Here is a 24,156-nt window from a genome sequence, read left to right as displayed (position 1 = left end):
GCGTTTCTCCTTACTTACGACCTTTACCGCGAGGAGCCTTTTTAGGCTTGTCGGCAGGTTGTTGTTCTGATTGCGCAACGGCAGCCATTCCACCAAGAATTTCACCTTTGAAGATCCACACTTTAACGCCGATTACGCCGTAAGTTGTGTGAGCTTCTGCAGTGTTATAATCGATGTCCGCACGAAGAGTATGTAGAGGTACGCGACCTTCACGATACCATTCTGAACGTGCGATTTCTGCACCACCTAAACGACCGCTAACCTCAACTTTGATACCTTTAGCACCTAAACGCATTGCGCTTTGTACCGCACGTTTCATTGCACGACGGAACATTACACGACGTTCTAATTGAGAAGCGATGCTATCTGCAACTAATTTCGCATCTAATTCAGGTTTTTTCACTTCAGCAATGTTGATTTGAGCAGGAACGCCAGCGATTTTAGACACTGCGTTACGTAATTTTTCAACATCTTCGCCTTTTTTACCGATTACGATACCAGGACGAGCTGTGTGAATAGTTACACGAATACTTTTAGCTGGACGCTCAATAGTAATACGTGAAACTGAAGCATTTGCTAATTCTTTATTTAAGAATTTGCGTACTTTGAAATCGCCTTCAAGATTGTCAGCGAAGTCTTGTGTATTCGCGAACCAAGTAGAGCTCCAAGGTTTAACAATACCTAGGCGAATACCATGTGGATGTACTTTTTGACCCATTGCTATTCCTCTACTTATTAACGATCTGACACAACCACAGTAATGTGGCTAGTACGTTTTAAAATACGATCTGCACGACCTTTAGCACGTGGCATAACACGTTTCATGCTAGGACCTTCATCAACGAAGATTTTAGCAACTTTAAGATCATCGATATCTGCACCGTCATTGTGCTCTGCGTTTGCAATAGCTGATTCTAAAACTTTCTTCACTAAAGCTGCTGCTTTTTTGTTAGTGAAAGTTAAGATTTCTAATGCTTGCGCAACTTTTTTACCACGAATTAAATCGGCAACTAAGCGAGCTTTTTGGGCAGAAGTGCGAGCGTAACGATGTTTTGCGATAGTTTCCATCTCTTTACCTCTTATTTCTTAGCTTTCTTATCTGCCGCGTGACCGCGGTATGTACGAGTCGGTGCAAATTCACCAAGCTTATGACCGATCATTTCATCAGATACATAAACAGGAACGTGCTGACGACCATTATGGACTGCGATGGTCAATCCGATCATTGATGGAATGATCATTGAACGACGGGACCAAGTTTTGATTGGTTTTTTATCCCCGCTTTCCACCGCCTTCTCTACCTTCTTCAACAAGTGTAGGTCAAGGAAAGGACCCTTCTTGAGAGAACGTGGCATGGCTAATCCTCTTTAATTTAATCTATTATTTGCCACGACGACGTACGATATATTTATCAGTACGTTTGTTGTGACGAGTTTTCTTACCTTTGGTTTGAACGCCCCAAGGAGTTACTGGGTGTTTACCAAAGTTACGACCTTCACCACCACCGTGTGGGTGATCTACTGGGTTCATTGCAGTACCACGAACTGTAGGGCGAATACCTCTCCAGCGGTTAGCACCAGCTTTACCCAATACGCGAAGCATATGTTCTGAGTTACCAACTTCACCGATTGTAGCAACACATTCAGCTAATACTTTACGCATTTCGCCTGAACGCAAACGTAAAGTTACATAGTTGCCTTCACGTGCGATGATTTGTACATAAGCACCAGCAGAACGAGCGATTTGACCGCCTTTACCTGGTTTTAATTCAACGTTATGTACTGTTGAACCAACTGGGATATTACGCATTGGTAATGAGTTACCCACTTTAATTGGTGAGTTTACGCCAGCTTGGATTTGATCGCCTACTGACAGACCTTTAGGTGCTAAAATATAACGGCGTTCACCATCTTTATAAAGCACTAAAGCAATGTTAGCAGAACGGTTTGGATCATATTCTAAACGCTCAACAACCGCTGGGATGTCTAACTTGTTACGTTTGAAATCGATTAAACGGTAGTGTTGTTTGTGACCGCCACCAATGTGACGAGTAGTAATACGACCATAGTTGTTACGACCACCAGTTTTAGATTTAGTATCTAGAAGAGGTGCGTAAGGTTTACCCTTGTGTAATTCAGGGTTCACGATTTTAACAACGTGACGACGACCAGCGGAGGTCGGCTTACATTTAACGATAGCCATTCTCTAATTTCCTCCGATTACTCTGCACTGTCCACGAAGTCCAAGTTTTGGCCTTCGGCTAAAGTTACATAAGCTTTTTTCCAGTCGCTGCGACGACCCATTTTACTACCACGGCGTTTAGTTTTACCTTTAACAACCACGGTACGAACAGAGTCAACTTTTACTTCAAATAATTGAGCAACAGCAGCAGCAATTTCAGCTTTGTTCGCATCTAAAGCAACTTTAAGTACAACAGTGTTAGATTTTTCAGCATTGTTAGTTGCTTTTTCAGAGATGTGCGGTGCACGTAGCACGCTTAGCAAACGTTCTTGACTCATGCTAGGATCTCCTCAATTTGTTTCACAGCGTCAACAGTAACAATCACTTTATCGAAAGCGATTAAGCTAACTGGATCGATACCTTGAACATCACGTACATCAACTTTGTATAAGTTACGCGCTGCTAAGAATAGATTTTCATCTAAACTTGCTGTGATAATTAACGCATCTTCAACTGCTAAATCTTTTAATTTTTGTACTAAAACTTTAGTTTTTGGTGCATCTAATTCGAATTTTTCAACAACAACCAAACGGTCTTGACGAACTAATTCAGAAAGAATGCTTTTGATAGCACCACGGTACATTTTCTTGTTCACTTTTTGACTGTGATCTTGTGGTTTAGCCGCGAAGGTTATACCACCAGAACGCCAGATTGGTGATTTGATATCACCAGCACGAGCACGACCTGTACCTTTTTGACGCCAAGGTTTTTTACCTGAACCAGACACTTCAGCACGAGTTTTTTGCGCACGAGTACCTTGACGCGCACCTGCTGCATAAGCAACAACAACTTGGTGGATCAACGCTTCGTTAAACTCACGTCCGAAGGTAGTTTCAGAAACAGTTAGTGCGTTTGCACCTACAACTTGTAATTCCATCTCTATCTCCTAGACTTATGCTTTAACTGCTGGCTTAACGATAACATCGCCATTGATAGCACCAGGTACAGAACCTTTTACTAATAGCAATTTACGCTCAGCATCTACACGAACAACTTCAAGTGATTGAACGGTTACACGCTCAGCACCTAAATGTCCTGCCATTTTTTTACCTTTAAACACACGACCTGGAGTTTGGTTTTGACCAATAGAACCAAGTACACGATGTGATAAAGAGTTACCGTGTGTAGCATCTTGAGTACGGAAGTTCCAACGTTTAACACCACCTTGGAAACCTTTACCTTTAGAAGTACCAGTAACATCTACTTTTTTAACATCTGCAAAGATGTCAACATTGATTTCTTGACCTAAAGTGAATTCTTCACCTTCAGTACGAAATTCCCATAAACCGCGACCAGCTTCAACACCTGCTTTCACGAAATGGCCTGCTTCAGGTTTAGTTACACGATTCGCTTTTTTAGAACCAGTTGTAACTTGAACTGCAGTATAGCCATCGTTTTCAAGAGTTTTAACTTGAGTTACGCGGTTGGCTTCGATTTCGATAACGGTAACTGGTACTGAAACACCGTCTTCATTGAAGATACGGGTCATACCAACTTTACGACCGACTAAACCAATCATTGTAATAACCTCTTAATTAACCTAGGCTGATCTGCACGTCCACGCCGGCAGCCAAATCTAAACGCATTAATGCATCAACAGTTTTTTCTGTTGGCTCTACGATATCTACTAAACGTTTGTGTGTACGAATTTCGTATTGATCACGCGCATCTTTGTTCACGTGTGGAGAAATCAACACGGTGAAACGCTCTTTACGAGTTGGTAAAGGGATTGGACCACGAACTTGTGCACCAGTACGTTTAGCTGTTTCTACGATCTCCGCAGTAGATTGATCGATCAAACGGTGATCGAAAGCTTTTAAGCGGATACGGATTCTTTGGTTCTGCATTAGACCAGAGCTCCAATAAAATTTAGCTAATAAAAAACTAACACCAATCACAATTCTAACTTCAAAATAGAAAAGGAGGTGCAAGTTACCTGTTATATAGTCTCCAAATCGGAAACATTGTTTAGCGTGACATATCGTCATGCTCGTTTAATAAATGATTACATTAAACGGCTTTCATATTGAAAGCCTGCAAATACTACACAAAAGTTAAACAAATTGCAAGGGATTTATTCAAAGCAAATAAAAAGTGCAGTCATTTATCGCCGTATTTTCTCATCGAAAAATACCTAGAAAAATCACCGCACTTAGCATATTAAAATTATTGATGGTTATCTAATAGCGTAATATGTCGTTTTGCTACAATCCACGCACCAACATATCCCATAATTAAACAGCACACTAATAAGAATACAAATTCCCCAACGCCTAATCCATTCAAACTGAATTGAACGGCAAAAATATCCGTTACGTATTTCACTGCAGAAGTAAAATAGCTGATAATAAAGCTACTAAAAATCGCAGCAACTAACCCACCTAACACGGCATAAATCATCCCTGTATAAAGATAAGGACGAAGAATAAATTGATCTGTTGCACCAAGCAATTTCATCACATCAATACTTGATCGGCTACTATACACATCAGAGCGAATACTGTTACCAATAACTAAAAATACCGCTATCGTCATTAATACAGTGCAGAAAATTGCCACATGGGCGATTAACCAAGAAAGTGCGGTTAATTTTTCCATCCAATCGTTATCCAAGCGAACTTCTTGCACGCCTTTAATTTTATTTAAATTGGTACGTAACTCATCACGTTTTTCTGAAACATTAAATTCGCTTGTAGGTTTTACCATGACGACCGCAGGTAATGGATTATCATCTAGAATTTCTAATTCTTCACCAAAGCCAGACCAACTTTTGAATTCTTTTAAACTTTCTTGACGAGAGACATAATTCAGTGATTCCACCCCTTCTTGTTGACGGATTTTCTCTACCACTAAATTCGCGTCTTCTTCACTTAAATTTTTGTGAAGATAAATCGTCAATTCACTTTCAGGATAAAATTGAGTGGTCGCTAAATGTAAATTTTTCCACATTAAATAGCTCACGGTTGGGATCGTCAGAGATACAGCAATCACCAAAATCGTGAGCAGCGTGCCAAATTTACGTTGCCATAAATCCGCCCATACTGCACGCAAAGTATAGGCTGTTTGAACAAAAAAGGATGCATCCGTTGGTCGGCTCATGATTATTCCTTAATAACGTAAATAACCTTGTTCAAGTACAAGACAAGGTTTTGGTTTTTGTTGAATTAAATTAATGTCGTGAGTAGCAATTAACACAGTCATTCCGAGACGATTAAATTCTTCAAACAAATTAAAAATGCCTAAAGAAAGTTCATCATCTAGGTTACCCGTTGGCTCATCTGCTAGTAAGAGCTGAGGTTTATGCACAATAGCACGCGCAATATCAACACGTTGCTGCTCCCCTCCAGAAATTTGTGGTGGCAAATAGTGAGCTTTATTACGCAATCCTACACGATCTAAAGATGCCATCGCACGTGTATGCGCATCTTTTGGATGCATACCTGCAATAATCAATGGCAATGCCACATTTTCCACCACAGTACGATCTGTTAGTAAACGATAATCTTGGTGAACCATACCAATTTGGCGACGCAGAAATGGAATTTCATATTTCGACAAGCGAGTAATATCGTGCCCGTTAAACCAAATTTGACCCGCATTGGCTTTTTCCATTCCCATAATAAGCTTGAGTAATGTACTTTTCCCTGCGCCTGAATGCCCAACTAAGTAAGTCATACTTCCCACAGGAAGATGAAAATTCAAGCCTTGTAACGCAGGCTGTGTTGCGCCATGATAGGCTTTAGAAACATTTGAGAACTTAATCACAATTTTTCCTTATTCTTTTTATTCTTCTTCATGAACGAATAATGCCTCAATAAATTCTTTGGCATTAAACTCACGTAAATCTTCAATTTTCTCGCCTACACCGATATAGCGAATAGGCAACTTAAACTGATCGGCTATGGCAAAAATCACGCCACCTTTTGCCGTGCCATCTAATTTAGTTAGAGAGATCCCTGTTAAACCTACAGCTTCATTAAATAACTTCGCTTGGCTAATGGCATTTTGTCCCGTTCCAGCATCCAGCATAAGCATAATTTCATGTGGTGCAGTTTCATCATATTTTTTCATAACACGAACAATTTTTTTCAGTTCGTCCATTAAGTTATTTTTATTTTGCAGACGACCCGCCGTATCCGCAATAAGAATATCAATATTGCGTGCAGCCGCTGATTGCATCGCATCAAAAATCACCGATGCAGAATCAGAGCCGGTGCTTTGGGCAACAACTGGAATGTGATTGCGTTCTCCCCAAACTTGAAGCTGCTCAACGGCCGCTGCACGGAAAGTATCACCTGCTGCGAGCATCACTGATTTTCCTTCAGCCTGAAATTTACGTGCAAGCTTACCAATTGTCGTCGTTTTCCCCACGCCATTTACGCCCACCATTAAAATCACATAAGGTTTCTTCGTGCTATCAATCTTTAATGGCTGTGCTACTGGCTCAAGAATATCCGCCATTTCTACTTTTAATTGTTGATATAAAAGCTCGGCATCTTGTAATTCTTTGCGACTTGCATGCTCAGTCAAATTTTTGATGATTTTACTTGTTGTCGGCACGCCAATATCCGCAATCAACAGTTGTTCTTCTAATTCTTCAAACAACTCATCATCAATTTTTTTTCCTAAGAAAAAACTACGAAAACCTGCGCCAATATTTTGTTTAGTTTTCAGTAATCCCTTCACTAAACGACTAAAAAAGCCCCCTTCACTTGGCTTTTCGCGAGTTTCAATTTCAACAACAGGCTGAAGCTCATCTTTAATATCTTCAACAATTTCAGATTCAACCACGGTTTCTGTAATAGGAAGGTCATCTTCTAAATTTTTCGCTTCGATGATTTCTTCGACTGGCTCAAGTGCGGTTGAAATTTCCTGTATTTTTTCGTCTTCAACTATTTCATTCGTTTCAATGCTTTCTACTAAAAACGGCTCAGATTCCACCGCACTTTCTACTGCCTCTAATTCAGACGGTTCTTCAACTAAATCATGAGTTTCAAGTTTTTCAATAGATGGCTCGACATCTTTAATCTTTTCTTCTATTATCGGCTCAATTTTAGGTTCATCTTGCTTTTTATTACGCCCAAATAACGATGCCCAAAATCCGCCTTTTTTATTTTCTTCAGCCATAAAATGCTCTCTTAACTGTAATCCGATAAAAATGTCGTTTATTCTAGCAAAAAATCGTCTAAACTAAGCACAATTTTCAATAAAAATCGAATCTTTATGAAAAAAATACAAACGCCAAATGCAAAGGGCGAGGTTCGCATTATTGCAGGTCTATGGCGAGGTCGAAAACTTCCAGTATTAAATTCAGAAGGCTTACGCCCAACTGGCGATAGAGTGAAAGAAACGCTTTTTAATTGGTTAATGCCTTATATCCATCAGTCTGAATGTTTAGATGGCTTTGCGGGGAGTGGTTCATTAGGTTTTGAAGCACTTTCTCGCCAAGCGAAAAAAGTGACTTTTTTAGAATTAGATAAAACCGTCGCCAATCAATTAAAAAAGAATTTACAAACACTCAAATGCTCATCAGAACAGGCTGAAGTGGTTAATCAAAGTAGTTTGGATTTTCTAAAACAGCCACAAAATCAACCGCACTTTGATGTCGTGTTTTTAGATCCACCCTTTCATTTTAATTTGGCAGAACAAGCAATTAACTTGCTTTGTGAAAATAATTGGCTAAAACCCAATGCGTTAATTTACGTAGAAACAGAGAAAGATAAACCGCTCATCACTCCTGAAAACTGGACGTTATTGAAAGAAAAAACAACGGGAATGGTGAGTTATCGTTTATATCAGAATTAGAGAAAAAATTATGTTAGATATCGTTTTATATGAACCAGAGATCCCACAAAATACCGGTAACATTATTCGCCTTTGTGCCAATACAGGATTTCGCTTGCACTTAATTGAGCCGCTAGGTTTCACCTGGGATGATAAACGCTTACGCCGCTCAGGTTTGGATTATCACGAATTTGCAGAAATCAAACGTCACAAGACTTTTGAAGCCTTTTTAGAAAGCGAAAAACCTAAACGTCTCTTTGCACTCACAACAAAAGGCAGTCCAGCACATAGTCAGGTAAAGTTTGAACTTGGTGATTATTTAATGTTTGGCCCCGAAACTCGCGGCATTCCGATGTCAATTTTAAATGAAATGCCGATGGAACAAAAAATCCGCATTCCAATGACAGCCAATAGTCGCAGTATGAACTTGTCTAATTCTGTCGCAGTAACGGTTTATGAAGCATGGCGACAATTAGGCTATGAAGGTGCAGTAAATTTACCAGAAATAAAATAAACAAAAAGAGCAGTTAAAATTCAATGGGATTTTTAACTGCTCTTTTGTTATTTAAATGGAACTTGTTTTCCGAACATTTTTATTTTTACTCGTCCAAATTCATTTTTTATTTTTTCTAAAACAGAAGACTTATGTTGACTTCCATGCACTCTATCTCGCCCCTCTTTTAAGCTACTTTCAAAAGGATTGCTTGGATTCAAAACAAAATCTTGAACACAAATACCGGGTGAAAGTTGTACTATTTTATAATTTTTGAAATGTAAAAAATCCTCAAAAACAAGAGAATCAACAGCTACATCAAGCGGTTTATTTTTTACTAATTCAAGTAAATATTTAGCCCCTTTCGCTGTAACAGTATATCCAGCAGTTCCAGATTGCTTTACCGTAATAGGATAAATATTTCTATCACATTTTACAGTTTGTGGTTTTTTAAAGAACATTTTGCCATTTGCTTCTAATTTTAAAACATGAATATCATCAGAAATATAATCAATTTCTAATAATTCTTTGGCATTTTCCCCTAGATGAATGTCATCTTCAAAAATATTGATATAGTTTAAATTGTTCTCTAAGGTTAAATTCCACAAGACAATATGACTTAATGCACAACCAATTTCCCCATCCGACAACTTGGCTTTAGGAGAGCGATCTAATGTAATATTAAATTTTTTAGCGGTTTCTTCAATAAGGTCAGGCGTGATAGCATCAAAAAATTCAAAAGGAATATTCTGCTTACAGAATTCTTCTGTAATATGTTTTCGGCGTTTTTGTTCAGTAGTTAAACTAATGACATAATTGTGTTGTTCTGTGCTCTGCATAAAAGTTACCAAAATAAATAAAAAGATGAAGCTGTATAATATAAACAGTGCGGTGAAAAATCATAGAAATTTTCACCGCACTTCTTCATGCTAAATATTATGAGTTAAACGATATTCAACCAAATCTTCAATGGTTAGCACAGAATAACCAAATTTTTTCGCAAATTCTACAATCTCAGGGGCGCGAGCCATTGTGCCGTCGTCATTCGTGATTTCACAAATAACGCCTGCTTCTTTAAATCCTGCCAGACGTGCTAAATCAACGGAAGCTTCAGTATGTCCGCGACGGGTAAGGACACCGCCATTTGCTGCACGAAGTGGAAATACATGGCCCGGACGATGTAAATCTGTCGGAACAGCATTATCCGCAATCGCCGTTTGAATAGTGGTTACTCGGTCTGCGGCAGATACGCCTGTAGAAACACCTTTTGCAGCCTCAATCGTAACCGTAAAAGCCGTTTTGTTTACGCTATTATTGTGTTCTACCATTGGTGGCAAATCGAGTTGTTGGCAACGTCCATCGGTAATGCATAAACAAACTATACCACTTCCATAACGAATTAATTTTGCCATTTGTTCTGGTGTGATTGTTTCTGCCGGGAAAATTAAATCACCTTCATTTTCACGATCTTCATCATCTAAAACTAATACACCATTTCCATCTTTGAAAGCATTAATTGCGTTAAGTACGCGTTCTTCAGCGGTATTGCCGAATGGGGATAAAATTGACTGATTCATAGTAATTTCCTAATTTGAGATTTCAATTAAATACCAGAATCAGGGCTGAGAAATGCAAATAAAATGAACGATTTGGGAAGCCAACTCCTTTTATTCTCTTTCATCCAGACTTTACTGTCGGCTTTGGAATTTCACCAAATCTGCTGACTTTAAAAGTGAAGAACAGGACAATTTAGCAGGGAAAATTTGCCAAAAATTGACCGCACTTTTAAACGCTCGTGGGCTTTACCACCGGTAGGGAATTTCACCCTGCCCTGAGAATGCGCACTAAGTATAGCGCAAAATACCTAGGCACTAAATCAGAACGTGAAAAATATTTTCATTTAGCCTACAATAAACGCACTCAATTCTTACGCTATCAAGAACGGATTATGTCAAAAGCAAAAGAGAAAAAAGTCGGTGTCATTTTCGGGAAATTTTATCCCGTACACACAGGTCATATAAATATGATTTATGAAGCGTTCAGTAAAGTAGATGAACTGCACGTTATCGTGTGTAGTGATACGGAGCGCGATTTGAAATTATTTTACGATAGTAAAATGAAACGTATGCCAACCGTGCAGGATCGTTTGCGTTGGATGCAGCAAATTTTCAAATATCAAAAAAATCAGATTTTTATTCATCATTTGGTTGAAGACGGTATTCCAAGTTATCCAAATGGCTGGCAATCTTGGAGTGAAGCAGTTAAAACGTTATTTAATGAAAAGCATTTTGAACCTTCAATCGTATTTAGTAGCGAACCTCAAGATAAAGCGCCTTACGAGAAATACTTAGGTTTAGAAGTTTCGTTAGTCGATCCTGACCGCACTTTCTTTAATGTGTCCGCAACTAAAATTCGTACGACACCATTCCAATATTGGAAATTTATTCCGAAAGAAGTTCGTCCTTTCTTTGCCAAAACGGTGGCAATTTTAGGTGGAGAAAGTAGCGGTAAAAGCGTGCTCGTTAATAAGTTAGCCGCCGTATTTAATACCACCTCTGCATGGGAATACGGACGTGAATTTGTATTTGAAAAACTCGGTGGTAATGAGCAAGCTATGCAATATTCTGATTATCCGCAAATGGCTCTTGGTCATCAACGATATATTGATTATGCCGTGCGCCATGCACATAAAATTGCATTTATTGATACGGATTTCATCACCACGCAAGCTTTCTGCATTCAATATGAAGGAAAAGCTCACCCATTTTTAGACTCAATGATTAAAGAATATCCCTTCGATGTCACTATTTTGCTGAAAAATAATACTGAATGGGTGGATGATGGCTTACGCAGCTTAGGCTCACAAAAACAACGCCAACAATTTCAACAACTACTCAAAAAACTGTTAGATAAATATAAAGTTCCTTATATAGAGATTGAATCGCCAAGTTATCTTGACCGTTATAACCAAGTTAAAGCAGTCATTGAGAAAGTGTTAAATGAAGAAGAAATCAGTGAATTGCAAAATAGTCCATTTGTTATAAAAGGAAAACATCAATGATCTTATTTGCCGGTGATCCACACGGAAGCTACGATCATATTTACCCTTTTGTGAGAGAACAGGAAAATGTCGCACTCATAATTTTAGGCGATTTACAGCTCATCACAACAGATGAGTTGGATAAACTCGCACAACATTGTGATATTTGGTTTATTCATGGAAATCATGATAGCAAAACAATTAGTGCTTTTGATGCGATTTGGGGCTCTGAATGGCAATCACGAAATTTACACAATCGCGTAGTTGATATTCAAGGTACTCGCATTGCTGGGTTAGGCGGTGTGTTCCGCGGGCAAATTTGGATGCCGCCCAATCGCCCCATGTTTTTTGATCCTATTCATTATTGTCAATATAGCCCACAGGAGAAAATCTGGCGAGGCGGTGTGCCTTTGCGTCATCGCACGTCAATTTTTCCATCCGATATTGAAATCTTAGAAAATCAACAAGCGGATGTATTGATTTGTCATGAAGCACCTAAACCACATCCGATGGGTTTCCAAGTAATCAATGATTTGGCAATGAAGATGGGGGTTAAGCAAGTATTCCACGGACATCATCACGAAAACTTTACTTATCGAACAAAGTATCCCTACAAAATCACGAATGTAGGTTTCCGCAGTCTTGCTGATGCAGAGGGAAATTATTTGCTACAAACGATCGACGATCGTGAAAAATAAATCTATTCCAAAATAAAAGCCGATTCAAATGAATCGGCTTTTTTACATTCAAAGTGCGGTATTATTCCGCATTGTTTTTCGATTTAATGACGGCGTAAACTACGCCTGTTGATAAAGCACCAATCGCAATTGCACCAAGATATTTCAATGGCTCAGATACAAATGGAATTACAAATAATCCGCCGTGTGGAGCTTGTAATGTAATATTTAATCCCATTGAAATCGCACCAGCCACCGCACCACCAATCACAGAGCTAATAATGACACGAATTGGATCTGCTGCCACAAATGGTAATGCACCTTCAGAAATAAAGCATAAACCAAGGACAAATGACGCTTTTCCCGCATCGCGTTGGCTAACTGTGAATTTATTGCGAGCAATCCAAGTCGCAACTGTCATACCAATTGGAGGAACCATACCCGCGGCCATTGCCGCAGCCATTGGCGTATAAACTTGGGATGCAATCAATCCAACCGAAAAAGTGTACGCTGCTTTATTTACCGGTCCGCCCATATCAATACACATCATTGCGCCGATAATTGCGCCCAACACAATCGCATTCACTTCGCCCATTGAAGTAAGCCAATTACTTAGCTCTTTCATAATTTCAGCCACGGGTGGATTGATGAGATAAATCATCGTCAAGCCAACAATCATCGAACCCAAGAGCGGTAAAATTAAAATCGGTTTTAATGAAGTCAGGCTTGCTGGCAATCGAATAATCACATTCAGCCCTTTCACCACATAGCCTGCTAAGAAACCTGCAATAATACCGCCAAGAATCCCTGCGCCCGCTTCACTTGCCAGCATCCCTGCAATCAAACCAACAGCAAGCCCTGGACGATCAGCGATAGAAAATGCAACGTAACCAGCAAACACGGCAATCATTAACTTGAACGCCACACCACTACCGATATTCATCAACATATTTGGAAGATCTTGCAAAATCCCAGTATTTTCAATTACATTAAAACTGAACATAAAGGAAATCGCGATCAACAATCCCCCCGCAACCACTAACGGTAACATATGAGAAACGCCAGTCATTAAGTGTTTGTACACACCTTTTTTCTCACGGCTTTCTTCTTTCGCTCCCGCATTATTTCCACCATCAAAAATTTTGGCTTCTTTAAATGCTTTATCAAATTCTTGCTCGGTTTTCTTCAAGGCTAAGCCTGTTGAAGTGCGATATATTGGCTTACCTTTAAATTTATCTAAAGGCACATCAATATCTGCTGCAACAAATACCAAATCAGCCGCCGAGACTTCTTCTGCAGTAATTTCATTGCCAGCCCCAACTTGACCACGGGTTTCAACTTTGACATTCCAACCTTGCTTTTTCGCATAGGCTTCAATCGCTTCGGCTGACATAAACGTATGCGCAACGCCAGTTGGACAAGCTGTTACCGCAACAATATTTTTTACACCAGAAACATCTGTAAAACTCACCGCACTTTTCGGTGCAACATAATCTGCTCCATTGGCTAAGGCATTTGCCAGCGTGACTTCAGGTGAAATCATAGCGATAGCTTCGCCGATAATAAAGACTTTTTTACCAACTAAAGCGGGGTTATTTGGTAAGACAGAACCAAATACGAGAACAAGCTCTGCTTCAGCTGGTGTTTCTACAATAGAGACATTCGCTTTTTGTGCAGCTGCTCGAAAAACTTCATGTAATAAATAGGCTTTCGCATCGCCTACATTAGCTGATTGGGTTAAAAATAACTTCATACTATCCTTCAATCATCGTTATTTGTACTTTTTCTAAAATGGAGTCAAGTAAACTCAAATCATTCACACCAACATTACTTTGCGACACAGCAAAAGCGGACACAGCCGTAGCAAAAGCTAAGGTTTCAGCTTTCGATAAACCTTTTTCAAAACCATAAATTAAGCCTGCTACCATGGAATCCCCTGCTCCAACAGTACTCACTACATTTTCACATTTTGGTGGTTCGGCTTTGAGCACGCCTTCATTATTAATCCATAAAGAACCTTTTTCGCCCATTGAAATAATCACGTTTTCAATGCCTTCCGCTTTGAGTTTCCATGCTGCCGCAATAATTTCTTCAAGACTATTTAATGAATGACCAACCCAAGCCTCAAGTTCTCGATGATTGGGTTTTACTAGCCAAGGTTTCGCTTTTAATCCAGCGGTGAGCGCAGCATTGCTACTATCAAGCACAACTTTTACGCCAGCTTGATGAAGCTGATTCAACCAATCAGCAAACAATTCAGGAGATACACCTCGAGGTAAACTGCCACACACTGCGACAATGTCATAATTTAAACAATAAGCCAAAGAATCCATCACAAATTGTTGCCAAACTTGTAGGCTTATTTGATATCCCAAGAAATTTAAATCTGTAGCATCCGCTTCAGTCTCGGTAATTTTTACATTGATACGCGTTTTGCCATCAACACGGTGGAATTTATCTTCCAAACCGTGCTTATTAAACATTTGCTCGAAATCAGCTGAATTATCCTTGCCCAAGAAACCACCTACTGCAACATCAACGCCTAAATCTTTTAGTACTTTTGCGACATTAATGCCTTTCCCAGCAGGAAATAAACCAAGGGTTTCTACGGTATTTACTTCACCAAGTTGGAGACGATTTAAACGCCCGACTAAATCATAGGCCGCATTTAAGGTAATTGTTACGACGCTTGCCATACTATTCCCCTAAACCTGATTCGATCACCGCACTGATTCCGTCAATAGCCTGTTGCGCTTCATCGCCCGTCGCAACAAAACGTAAACGAGTCCCTTTCACTACACCTAATGCCACAATTTTCATCAAGCTTTTCGCGCTCACTAATTGAGAATTACGATCAAGATTCTGAACCGCCACAGAGGCATTATATTTTTTCACTTCGTTTACCAACACTGCACTTGGGCGAGCGTGCAAACCGTGTTCGTTCTTAACCACAAACACTGCCTCAATAGCATTTGCTGGCAAGTTATGATCTTCGCTTACCGCTGGTGCGTGAATTTGTTTCCCCATAATCTCAATGGTATCTGGTTCGGATGGTGGCACCGCAGAAACATTCTCGCCCAAACCATCAGCAATCGCTTTGCCCAATGCTTCAATAGCTTGTTTTGCATCTTCCCCTTCTGCCACAAAACGTAAACGATGCCCTTGTGTTACACCAAGCGCAACTATCTTCATCAAGCTTTTTGCGCTGACAACTTCACTTTCACGAGTAAGATTTTGCACGGTAATTTTCGAAGTGAATTTTTTCACTTCATTAACCAAATTTGCACTTGGACGCGCATGTAAATCGTGTTCATTACGAATCGTAAAGGTTCCTACAACGGCCCCCTCTACAGATTGAGTTTCAACATCACTCGATGAACCCAAAAGTGCGGTCAAAATTTCTGTTGAATTACCATTGAGCAAGGTTGTTTGAACATCGTCATCTAATAAACGCGCCAAAGTTGGATTAATTTGATCACTGATAGCTGAAACGGTTATCACGCCTTTTACAGCTTTTCCATTGTGACTAAAAATCGTTTTGGCACGACTAAATGCCAAGGCATTTTTCACATTACCTAGAACAGAATCCGTTACCCATAACCCTTTGCCAAGCGGTAATGCCGCATTGTTAATCACTTCAGAAATAAAACGATTTTCCACCGCACTTTGCACCTGCAATTGCCCTGCATTAATCGCGACTAAAGTTAATAAACTTTGTGTATCTACATCTAAACTGATATTAGCAGCAGGAATTTCAAACGGTTCGATAGTTTCACCCATTAAAATCGCACGAAATTCAGCAACATCGGTTATTTTTGCTAACTTCGCTGCGGTATCTTCATCACTCAAAACGTGAGTAAGTTGACGTAATAAGGACAAATGCTCATCAGATCGCGCCGCAATACCAATCACGACATAAGCAATATTTCCTTCGCCCCATTCTATGCCTTGAGGAAATTGAAACACTTGTACACCCGTTTTCTTTACCATCGAACGAGTATCCAAGGTGCCATGAGGAATAGCGATGCCATTGCCTAAAAAGGTTGAGGTTTGCAACTCGCGGGCTAGCATTCCTTGTAAGTAACCATTTTCAACATTGTCTGCTTGAACTAATGCGGACGCTGCCATTTCAATCGCTTGTTGTTTATCAGCTGCGTTAGCATTTAAATGAATGTTGCTTTCCGAAAGTTCTAACATTCTTGCTCCTTAATAATTTAAAAATAAAGCTGCTGGTGAAATAAATCGACCAGCAGCTTGTTGAAAAACAATTATTTAGATGTGCAGGCTTTCAGCAGTGCTTCACTACCTTGCGCAATATATTCATCATTTTCACCGCGCTCTTTGCCTTTTTGCAAATCACGCATCGCATCATAAATACCTTGAGTCATGCTTTGCGAATCCACTTTTTCCCAACAATTTGCGTTCAAACGTTTAATATTAGCTTGCAATGCTTCCGCATGTAACACTCCGCTATAATAAGCATATACATCAGAATCATGGCCGCCAGTATAAAGTTTATCCTGAATTTGTTTCACAGGAACTAAAATACGGCCTAAATACCAATCATTGGCACCACTTGCAAAATTATCTACAAAGAAATTTTCATTCACGCGACCTTTATATGTCGCCACAGTCGCTTCATAAGCAGCCGCATAAGATTTTTGATCGATTTTATCTTTATCTAAATCAATCACTTTTTTATCGTTCCCCATAAATGGAATATAGTTGGTAACCGATGACCAAGAAGAACAACCTGCCAACATTAACGTAAAAAATAAAACAGAGATTTTTTTAAACATAGTCATACCTGATTAAAGTTAATAAAACGCCGCCATTATACTGGCTGAAGGGGATTAAAGAAAGGGCGGTAATTATTCCGCCTCTTTTACTAAAGACACCAAAATCTGATCGATTTTAAAATTTTCTGTATCAATCACTTCAAACTTGTATTTTCCGTAAACCACAGAATCGGTTTTTTTCGGGATTTTACGTAACATATACATCATAAAGCCACTGATGGTTTCGTAATTTTCTTCATCTGGGAAAGATTCAATATCTAACACTCGTGTCACATCTTCTAATGGCGTTGCGCCATCAATAAGCCACGAATTTTCATCACGACTCACAATATATTCTTCTTCGTTAGAAACCAATTCCCCCATAACAATACTCATCACATCATTTAGCGTAACAATACCAACGACAAGGGCGTATTCATTTACAATAATCGCAAAATCTTCGCCAGTAGATTTAAACAATTCCAATACTTCGTAAAGAGAAAGCGTATCAGGCACAAATAATGCTTTACGGAGTAGTTTAGGATCTGTGAGCACCACATTTTCATTCTGCAAATACATGGTGAGCAACGTATGGGATTCTACATAACCTAAGATTTTGTCTAGGCTATTGTCACAAATCACGATTTTAGAATGAGAATCACGAGAAAGCGTATCCATGACTTCTTGGCGAGAAAAAGTGCGGTCTAAATACACGATATTTTCACGCGTTGTCATAGTGGAGGTCACTGTACGCGATTGCATATCGAAAATATTTTCGATGAGATAATGCTCTTGAGTTTTTAATACTCCAGCCTCTGCACCCGCTTCTACTACGGCGAAAATATCTTCAGATGTCATGCCATCTTCACGCACAGTGGAAATACGAAATAAGCGGAAAAATACATTAGCTATCGTATCAAAAAACCATACAAGCGGCTTAAAGACAAACATACTGAAATTCATAATTCCGACAACGCGCAATGCCACCATTTCAGGATAAGTAATGGCAATACGTTTTGGAATAAGATCAGCAAATAAGATAAAGAAACAAGTAACCAATACAAACGCGATTGTAGAAGAGGTTGGCTCAATCCAATCGCCCACAAAAGAACGGCTTAAAATTTCCGCGATATAAGGGCTTAGTGCACTTTCACCAATTCCCCCGCCAAGAATAGCCACCATATTCAAACCGATTTGAACCACGGTAATAAAACGACCTGGGTGCTCTTGTAATTTAAGCACTTGAAGCGCGCGTACATCCCCTTCATTCGCAAGGGTTTGTAGTTTCAATTTACGCGAACCCGCCAGTGAAATTTCTGCAGAAGAAACAACCGCACTAATTAGAATTAAGGCAATAATCGCCAAAATAGTATGAAATAATTCCATAATCATTACTCAAAAATATGAAAGAAAACGACCGCACTTTGCGGCCGTTCAGGATATTACTCTTCGCTGTCAAACCAGCCGCGAACAAATTGAATAGACAAGAATAAAGTAGCTAACAGGAATGCATAAAAAATCCAAGAAACGATTGGATGACTTGGCGTGTCATCAGCCGTAATTTCTTTAATTGAGGTTGCATTACGATATTCATCCATCATCGTAATACGCCAACCATAGTATTTAATTTGCACAAGTTTGTTGTCATTACCCAAAGCCTGCGCTTCAGCCTGTAAATTGGCTGATCCAAATTTGAAGTAGAACGGGAAACCCCAACGTGTATCTTCATTGCGATACACCATAATTTTGCCATCATCATTTTGCGTATTGATGTAATACACATCACGTGTTGGGCCATCAGCTGGATTCGATTTTGTGATTGGGCCATCTTTATCAACACGTTTAACTTCTACGCCAGTAACACGCGTCACATCGTAATGAGGAAATACATAATTGACCACAGAAAACATAAAACCGTGGAATAAAAAAACAACAATAAATAAGAAATATTTAAAAAACTTTCGCATACTTTTCCCTTGTCAGAACTGTGCATTTATTCTACACGAATTTTAAATAAACGCTCGAAATTTTGCGTGGTGATTCTAGCAAACGCCTCAGCCGAAACACCCTTTAAGGTTGCTACATATTCACATACTTCTCTCGTATAAGCCGGTTGGTTTTCTTTTCCTCGATAAGGCACTGGCGCAAGATAAGGCGAATCTGTTTCCACCAATAAGCGATCCGTTGGCACATAACGAATAACCTCACGAATCGCTTCGGCATTTTTAAAGGTTACAATGCCAGAACAAGAAATGTAAAAACCTAAATCCAACGCTTTTTTCGCAAATTCCATGGTTTCCGTAAAACAATGAATAACGCCACCGCATTTTTCAGCATGGTGTTGGCGTAACATTGCAATGGTGTCATCGCCCGCAGAACGTGTATGAATGATTACAGGCTTATCTAACTGATTTGCAATATCGATTTGGCTACCAAACACCGCTTGTTGTTCCGCTTTATTGTCCGCGCTGTAATAATAATCTAAGCCAATTTCGCCAATCGCAATCACTTTTGGATCTTGCGCTAAACGTAATAAGCGTTCTGCGTCATAAGGTTCCTCTTCAAAATCAAGGGGATGAACACCACAAGCAAGTGAGACATTATTAAATTCACGTAAAGAGTCATAAGCCTGCTCAAAACGGCTTAAGGTTACACCAATCGCGAGCAAATGTTTCACATCACGCGCTCGCGCTTTTTCCACCACATCCGCGATATTTTTATGTAAATTTTCATAATCCAAAGCATCTAAATGGCAGTGGGAGTCAACAATGAACATAATTATTTTTCCTTATGCCTAAGGCTTGAACGCCATAGACGATATATCTTTAATTTATTGCGTTTCAAATACTTCTGTAACTAATCGCGTCAAGCCATCTAATAGCATTAATTCAACATTCACACCATTAATTGTAAGTAAATCTGACCGCACTTTTTGCATAATTTTAATGGCTTGTAATAAACCAAGAGCGGTTTGCTCATCGCTGAATTGTTCGATACCACGCCCAAGATCAGCCACTTGTCGATGACTATCAATTTCAAGTTTATGTTTTAAACAATCGGAAAGAAAAGCCAAAATCCAATCAACTTGCTGAACATAACGTTCTTTATCAAACAACGGAAGCAATTCCAATGGCGAACGTCGGCGATAGAACACCCAAAATTGACGTAAGAAGTTTTTGCGCTGTTCAATCAGCCCTTGTTGTAAAGTTTCTAAGGCAAAAAGCGGACGCCCAAGATTCATCGCAAGTGCGGTCAAAATTTCCTGATTTTCAGCCGCACTTTCTGATTTCAACCAATCAAGAGCCATTTGTTCATTAGGCACAGACAGATTCCACACTTGACATCGACTGTAAATGGTTGCCAACAAACTTGACGAACTATCTGTTTGAAGTAAAAAATAAGTATTTGGACGAGGCTCTTCCAATGTTTTCAATAACGCATTGGCAGCTGCTTCCGTTAAACATTCCGCTCCTTGCACATACACCACTTTATTGCCGTTTTGTTGTGCGTGCTGCGCAACAATTTCATTAATGTCGCGTACTTGATCGACGCCAATATCCTTGCCGTCAATAGGGCTTAATTCATGATAATCTGGATGACTATGGACTTGCATTAAATGACAAGAATGGCATTGGCCACAAGGTTTATCGCCTTGAGCCACACACATTATTTTCTGTGCAAGTGCATTAAATAAACTTTCTACACCTAAACCAGAATCAGCTTTAATCAGCACAGCATGATGCCCCAAACCTTCGTCAAAGGTTTGAGCAATTTGATGATAAATTGGCATTAGCCAAGGGTAAAGAGCGGTCATTTTTCGTTTGATTTCCACCAATTTTTTACCGCGCTTTCGATATCAGCTTGAACAAGTTCAATACTCTGCTCTGCATTAATTACGACTGCTTTTGGATTATCTTTTACTAACGCTAAATAGCGTGCTCGAGTACGGTGAAAAAAATCTAAATCCATTTGCTCAATACGGTCTAACTCGCCACGTCCACGAGCTCGCGCTAAACCAACGCACGGATCTATATCCAAATAAATCGTGAGATCTGGCTCAAAATTGCCTAATATGGTTTCTTTCAAGGTGAGCATAAAATGCGGATCTAATTGACGTCCACCCCCTTGATATGCCTGAGATGACATATCGTGACGATCGCCCACCACCCATTTCCCTTGCATTAAGGCAGGTTTAATCACATTTTCCACCAACTGAATACGAGCCGCATAAAGCATTAATAACTCTGCTTTATCTGTCACGGGTTCTTCGGTTTCATGTTTGATGAGATCGCGTAATTTCTCAGCCAGTGGCGTTCCACCAGGTTCGCGTGTAAACACGGCATCTTGAATACCAAGTTCATACAAGACTTGTACAACAGACTGATGAGCGGAACTTTTCCCCGCGCCTTCCAAGCCTTCAATGACAATAAATTTTCCTTTCATATTTTCTTCCGCACTTTTATTTGGCATTTTTCTGGCTGCGATACCAACGTAAATATTCTTGTACCGCTTTATTATGTTCATTCAAATTTCGGGTAAATTTATGCCCACCAGAACCATCTGCTACAAAATAATAAAAATCTGTTTTTTCTGGATGCGCAACAGCCTGTAACGAACTTTCGCTTGGCATAGCAATTGGCGTTGGTGGCAATCCATCAATCACATAAGTATTATAAGGCGTTGGGGTTTCTAAATCTTTTTTACGAATATTACCGCTGTAATTCTCACCCATACCATAAATTACCGTTGGATCCGTTTGTAATTTCATTTTTGCTTTTAAGCGGTTGAGAAATACAGATGCCACTTTTGCTCGCTCCGTAGCCACGCCCGTTTCTTTTTCTACGATAGAAGCAAGAATCAACATTTCATAAGGATTCGCTAAAGGTAAATCCTCGTCACGCTCGTTCCAAGCCTTATTTAACGCCTTTTTCATTCGCTCAGCCGCTCGCTTCAGTAGCTCCAAGTCTGTCGATTTAGGCGTATAATTATAAGTATCAGGATAAAGCCAACCTTCCACATTTTTTAGTTCAAGATTTATACCAACATCTGGCAAATCAAGTAATGTGAAAATTTCCTCGTTACTCTTATCTTTCAAGGTTTGCACCAAGTGCGGTGCATTTTCGAGATCTTTTCGCCAATCCTTGAAGGTTTTTCCTTCAATCCATTTTACATTAAACTGCACTTCCTTACCTGAATTAAGCAAATCCAGTAAATCTTTCACAGTTTTAACATTCTCAAGAGAATAAGTCCCTGCTTTTATTTTATTTAGCTCTGGTTTCAACTTCAGCAAATAAGGTAATAATTTCCCATCATCAATTAACTTTTCTTGCTCAAAAAGTGCGGCTAATTTTGAACCTGTTGTGCCACGTTCAATCATTAAAAGTTGATCTGCCTGCACATTTACCGGAGTTTTTACAAATTCAGTAATTTTGTAATAACCAAAACTGGACGCGCCCGCTAAAATCAAAATTAAAAGTAAAATCGCAATTAAAAATTTCTTCATAAGAAATAAGAAAGAGAAAATAAAAAACAACAAAAGGGGCAATTAAGCCCCTTTCTTTTAAACATTAAATCATTTATTAAAATATTGAATATCCGCAGTTTTACGTAATGCTTTTACCCAATCTTTATTTGCGTCTTGTAACTGACTGTTCACCAAATGTTCATAGGCTTTTTGCGTATAAGCATCCGCCGTACGGTCACCATCGCGAGTGCCTGTTACTTCCAAAATATGCCAACCGAACTCGGTTTTAAATGGCACAGAAATTACACCTTGTTTACTTTGTGCAATGGTCTGTGCAAATTGCGGTGCGTAACTTTCTGGGAACGCATAACCTAAACTACCGCCATTTGCCCCAGATAAATAGTCTTTAGAATATTTTAAAGCCGCCTCTGCAAAAGTCATTTTACCCGCAATAATATCAGAGCGAATTCTTGTTAACTCTGCTTTGGCTTGTGCATCATTTAACATCGGGTTAAGTTTTAACAAAATATGGCGTACTTCGTATTCTTTACCCGTTACTTTTTGCGCTGTACCTTGTGATTTTGCCTCATCCAACATTTTTTGGCCTAGCGCAACCACTTCTTCACGTGTCACTGCAACACTTTCATTGATCGCCTTATTACGCACCGCACCCATCATCATTTGATTGGCAATTTGTTGACGAAATGTATTTAATGAAATGCCTTGATAATCTAACGCATCCAAAAATTGACCATAAGTTAAACCATTTCTTGCCGCAGTATCTTCCACAACACGATCGATTTCGCGCGGATCAATTTTCACACCAGATTCTTGAATCGCTTTTTGTACTAAAAGATCATCAATAATTTTATCAAGTGCACTTTGGCGATCGCCTTTTTTACCCATATTTGCACGAACTTGGCTTTCTAAAATAGGAATACCATCTACTGTTGCGACAACGCGTTCACCTGCTTGAGCCATAGAAGTAAAAGCAACACAACCTAAAGTAGCCCATAAAAAAGATTTTAGAATAAATTTTTTCATTTTCATCTCATCAAAAAAGAGTCTATAACGTTCGTTAGAGTAACAATTCTATTGAAGGTTCACAATAGATAAGATTTATTTCCCTAAGATAGCAACTTCGTAACAGCCATCTTGTTTTTCAGTGCGAACTTGTACAAGTTCATCACGGCTTGTTGGCACATTTTTACCTACGTAATCAGCGCGAATTGGTAATTCACGATGGCCACGATCAACAAAAATAACTAATTCAATTTTTGCCGCTCGTCCAAAATCGGTGAGTGCATCCATTGCCGCTCGAATGGTTCGACCAGTAAACAACACATCATCAACCAAAATGACGGTTTTATCTTGAATATTCAAATATTGTGATGAACCACTATAAACTGGCATTTTATCTTCCTGATCAACCAAGGTTAAATCATCGCGATAAAAGGTGATATCCAGTTCCATTGAAGGTAAATTTATACCACTTAACTCTTCAACTCGACGTTGTAATAATTCGGCAATTTCCGCGCCACGACGTTTAATCCCAACAATCACGAGATCATCTAACGTTTGATGTTTTTCAATAATTTCGTGAGAAATACGCGAAATCGTGCGAAGAAAACGATCGTGGTCGATAATAATTTTTTCCATTTTTCACAGCTTTATCAATA

Annotated in this window: 28 protein-coding genes, 1 pseudogene and 1 riboswitch; of the genes and pseudogenes, 4 read left to right on the top strand and 25 right to left on the bottom strand. The window is 39.3% G+C overall.

All coding sequences use genetic code 11. From position 1 onward, the window contains the following. Positions 1-10: 10 nt before the first annotated feature. From rpsC to ftsY, 11 genes are all read right to left on the bottom strand, one after another. The gene (gene rpsC / locus AC6H22_RS08490) at positions 11-718 is read right to left on the bottom strand and encodes a 30S ribosomal protein S3 (protein ID WP_005625894.1); all 708 of its coding nucleotides are present in this window, start codon (positions 716-718) and stop codon (positions 11-13) included. Positions 719-735: 17 nt separating this feature from the next. Continuing rightward, entirely contained in the window at positions 736-1,068 is a 333-nt protein-coding gene (rplV, locus tag AC6H22_RS08485) for a 50S ribosomal protein L22 (RefSeq protein ID WP_005625897.1), read from the bottom strand. 11 nt (positions 1,069-1,079) lie between these two features. Then, positions 1,080-1,355: a 30S ribosomal protein S19 gene (rpsS, locus tag AC6H22_RS08480; protein WP_005539416.1), complete on the bottom strand. Its 276-nt coding sequence runs from the start codon at positions 1,353-1,355 to the stop codon at positions 1,080-1,082. 25 nt (positions 1,356-1,380) lie between these two features. Continuing rightward, positions 1,381-2,202 carry a 50S ribosomal protein L2 gene (gene rplB / locus AC6H22_RS08475; RefSeq protein WP_005625898.1) on the bottom strand — a complete coding sequence of 274 codons (822 nt, stop codon included), beginning with the start codon at positions 2,200-2,202 and terminating at the stop codon, positions 1,381-1,383. Between the two features lie 17 nt (positions 2,203-2,219). Then, positions 2,220-2,519, bottom strand: a complete 300-nt coding sequence (gene rplW / locus AC6H22_RS08470; RefSeq protein WP_005625900.1) for a 50S ribosomal protein L23 — start codon at positions 2,517-2,519, stop codon at positions 2,220-2,222. Next, positions 2,516-3,118: a 50S ribosomal protein L4 gene (gene rplD, locus AC6H22_RS08465; protein ID WP_005625901.1), complete on the bottom strand. Its 603-nt coding sequence runs from the start codon at positions 3,116-3,118 to the stop codon at positions 2,516-2,518. Before rplD ends, rplW begins: the two co-directional genes overlap by 4 nt. Before the next feature lie 15 nt (positions 3,119-3,133). Continuing rightward, a complete protein-coding gene (gene rplC / locus AC6H22_RS08460; protein WP_005632753.1) occupies positions 3,134-3,760 on the bottom strand; it encodes a 50S ribosomal protein L3 in 627 nt (208 codons plus the stop codon). A 16-nt stretch (positions 3,761-3,776) separates the two neighbouring features. Then, positions 3,777-4,088, bottom strand: a complete 312-nt coding sequence (gene rpsJ, locus AC6H22_RS08455; RefSeq protein ID WP_001181005.1) for a 30S ribosomal protein S10 — start codon at positions 4,086-4,088, stop codon at positions 3,777-3,779. Between the two features lie 319 nt (positions 4,089-4,407). Then, positions 4,408-5,340: a permease-like cell division protein FtsX gene (gene ftsX / locus AC6H22_RS08450; protein WP_005625910.1), complete on the bottom strand. Its 933-nt coding sequence runs from the start codon at positions 5,338-5,340 to the stop codon at positions 4,408-4,410. A gap of 9 nt (positions 5,341-5,349) precedes the next feature. Beyond that, positions 5,350-6,006 carry a cell division ATP-binding protein FtsE gene (gene ftsE, locus AC6H22_RS08445; protein ID WP_005635730.1) on the bottom strand — a complete coding sequence of 219 codons (657 nt, stop codon included), beginning with the start codon at positions 6,004-6,006 and terminating at the stop codon, positions 5,350-5,352. 18 nt (positions 6,007-6,024) lie between these two features. Then, positions 6,025-7,368 (bottom strand): signal recognition particle-docking protein FtsY, encoded by a 1,344-nt coding sequence (ftsY, locus tag AC6H22_RS08440; protein WP_005625915.1) that lies wholly within the window; start codon positions 7,366-7,368, stop codon positions 6,025-6,027. 96 nt (positions 7,369-7,464) lie between these two features. Between ftsY and rsmD the strand changes: the two genes are divergently transcribed. Further along, positions 7,465-8,046: a 16S rRNA (guanine(966)-N(2))-methyltransferase RsmD gene (gene rsmD, locus AC6H22_RS08435; RefSeq protein ID WP_005625917.1), complete on the top strand. Its 582-nt coding sequence runs from the start codon at positions 7,465-7,467 to the stop codon at positions 8,044-8,046. Positions 8,047-8,056: 10 nt separating this feature from the next. After that, complete coding sequence (gene trmL / locus AC6H22_RS08430; RefSeq protein WP_005625919.1) at positions 8,057-8,539, top strand: tRNA (uridine(34)/cytosine(34)/5-carboxymethylaminomethyluridine(34)-2'-O)-methyltransferase TrmL; 483 nt, start codon at positions 8,057-8,059, stop codon at positions 8,537-8,539. Between the two features lie 47 nt (positions 8,540-8,586). Here the strand turns inward: trmL and AC6H22_RS08425 are convergent, their stop codons facing one another. Next, positions 8,587-9,357 carry a glycosyltransferase family 25 protein gene (locus tag AC6H22_RS08425; protein WP_046952572.1) on the bottom strand — a complete coding sequence of 257 codons (771 nt, stop codon included), beginning with the start codon at positions 9,355-9,357 and terminating at the stop codon, positions 8,587-8,589. 90 nt (positions 9,358-9,447) lie between these two features. Next, positions 9,448-10,095, bottom strand: a complete 648-nt coding sequence (ribB, locus tag AC6H22_RS08420) for a 3,4-dihydroxy-2-butanone-4-phosphate synthase (RefSeq protein WP_005626122.1) — start codon at positions 10,093-10,095, stop codon at positions 9,448-9,450. A gap of 88 nt (positions 10,096-10,183) precedes the next feature. Beyond that, a riboswitch (FMN riboswitch) is annotated at positions 10,184-10,361 on the bottom strand. On the opposite strand from ribB, the pseudogene nadR reads away from it, so the two are divergent. Both nadR and AC6H22_RS08410 read left to right on the top strand, forming a co-directional pair. Then, a pseudogene (gene nadR, locus AC6H22_RS08415) lies at positions 10,338-11,579 on the top strand (multifunctional transcriptional regulator/nicotinamide-nucleotide adenylyltransferase/ribosylnicotinamide kinase NadR); the annotation flags it as partial. (Overlaps the previous riboswitch by 24 nt.) Further along, positions 11,576-12,256 carry a metallophosphoesterase family protein gene (locus AC6H22_RS08410; RefSeq protein ID WP_005626124.1) on the top strand — a complete coding sequence of 227 codons (681 nt, stop codon included), beginning with the start codon at positions 11,576-11,578 and terminating at the stop codon, positions 12,254-12,256. The pseudogene nadR and the gene AC6H22_RS08410, both read left to right, overlap by 4 nt. 61 nt (positions 12,257-12,317) lie before the next feature. On the opposite strand, the gene AC6H22_RS08405 is transcribed toward AC6H22_RS08410, so the two are convergent. The 12 genes from AC6H22_RS08405 to pyrR form a co-directional block, all read right to left on the bottom strand. Then, a complete protein-coding gene (locus tag AC6H22_RS08405; protein WP_046952569.1) occupies positions 12,318-13,988 on the bottom strand; it encodes a fructose-specific PTS transporter subunit EIIC in 1,671 nt (556 codons plus the stop codon). Between the two features lies 1 nt (position 13,989). Then, positions 13,990-14,931 (bottom strand): 1-phosphofructokinase, encoded by a 942-nt coding sequence (gene fruK / locus AC6H22_RS08400; protein WP_497515617.1) that lies wholly within the window; start codon positions 14,929-14,931, stop codon positions 13,990-13,992. 1 nt (position 14,932) lies between these two features. Further along, positions 14,933-16,432 carry a fused PTS fructose transporter subunit IIA/HPr protein gene (gene fruB / locus AC6H22_RS08395; RefSeq protein ID WP_046952567.1) on the bottom strand — a complete coding sequence of 500 codons (1,500 nt, stop codon included), beginning with the start codon at positions 16,430-16,432 and terminating at the stop codon, positions 14,933-14,935. Between the two features lie 71 nt (positions 16,433-16,503). After that, a complete protein-coding gene (locus AC6H22_RS08390; RefSeq protein WP_005632738.1) occupies positions 16,504-17,034 on the bottom strand; it encodes an HI_0449 family lipoprotein in 531 nt (176 codons plus the stop codon). Positions 17,035-17,106: 72 nt separating this feature from the next. Then, positions 17,107-18,405 carry a polyamine export protein PaeA gene (paeA, locus tag AC6H22_RS08385; RefSeq protein ID WP_046952565.1) on the bottom strand — a complete coding sequence of 433 codons (1,299 nt, stop codon included), beginning with the start codon at positions 18,403-18,405 and terminating at the stop codon, positions 17,107-17,109. A 50-nt stretch (positions 18,406-18,455) separates the two neighbouring features. Further along, complete coding sequence (locus AC6H22_RS08380; RefSeq protein ID WP_005626131.1) at positions 18,456-18,980, bottom strand: DUF1523 family protein; 525 nt, start codon at positions 18,978-18,980, stop codon at positions 18,456-18,458. A gap of 26 nt (positions 18,981-19,006) precedes the next feature. Next, positions 19,007-19,789 carry a YchF/TatD family DNA exonuclease gene (locus AC6H22_RS08375; protein WP_005626132.1) on the bottom strand — a complete coding sequence of 261 codons (783 nt, stop codon included), beginning with the start codon at positions 19,787-19,789 and terminating at the stop codon, positions 19,007-19,009. 54 nt (positions 19,790-19,843) lie between these two features. Further along, a complete protein-coding gene (locus AC6H22_RS08370) occupies positions 19,844-20,827 on the bottom strand; it encodes a DNA polymerase III subunit delta' (protein ID WP_005626133.1) in 984 nt (327 codons plus the stop codon). Continuing rightward, positions 20,824-21,456: a dTMP kinase gene (gene tmk / locus AC6H22_RS08365; protein ID WP_032825402.1), complete on the bottom strand. Its 633-nt coding sequence runs from the start codon at positions 21,454-21,456 to the stop codon at positions 20,824-20,826. The genes AC6H22_RS08370 and tmk overlap by 4 nt, the downstream gene beginning before the upstream one ends. Positions 21,457-21,472: 16 nt before the next feature. Further along, entirely contained in the window at positions 21,473-22,516 is a 1,044-nt protein-coding gene (gene mltG, locus AC6H22_RS08360) for an endolytic transglycosylase MltG (protein ID WP_118817397.1), read from the bottom strand. Between the two features lie 69 nt (positions 22,517-22,585). Continuing rightward, positions 22,586-23,521, bottom strand: a complete 936-nt coding sequence (locus AC6H22_RS08355; protein ID WP_046952621.1) for a peptidylprolyl isomerase — start codon at positions 23,519-23,521, stop codon at positions 22,586-22,588. A 75-nt stretch (positions 23,522-23,596) separates the two neighbouring features. Next, on the bottom strand, positions 23,597-24,136 hold the full coding sequence (gene pyrR / locus AC6H22_RS08350; RefSeq protein WP_005626142.1) for a bifunctional pyr operon transcriptional regulator/uracil phosphoribosyltransferase PyrR: 540 nt from the start codon (positions 24,134-24,136) through the stop codon (positions 23,597-23,599). Positions 24,137-24,156 lie beyond the last annotated feature (20 nt).

It is taken from the genome of Haemophilus sp. THUN1690, from assembly GCF_059704375.1.
Note: the sequence above shows the minus strand (reverse complement) of the source record. Positions and strands in the feature narration are given on the sequence as shown.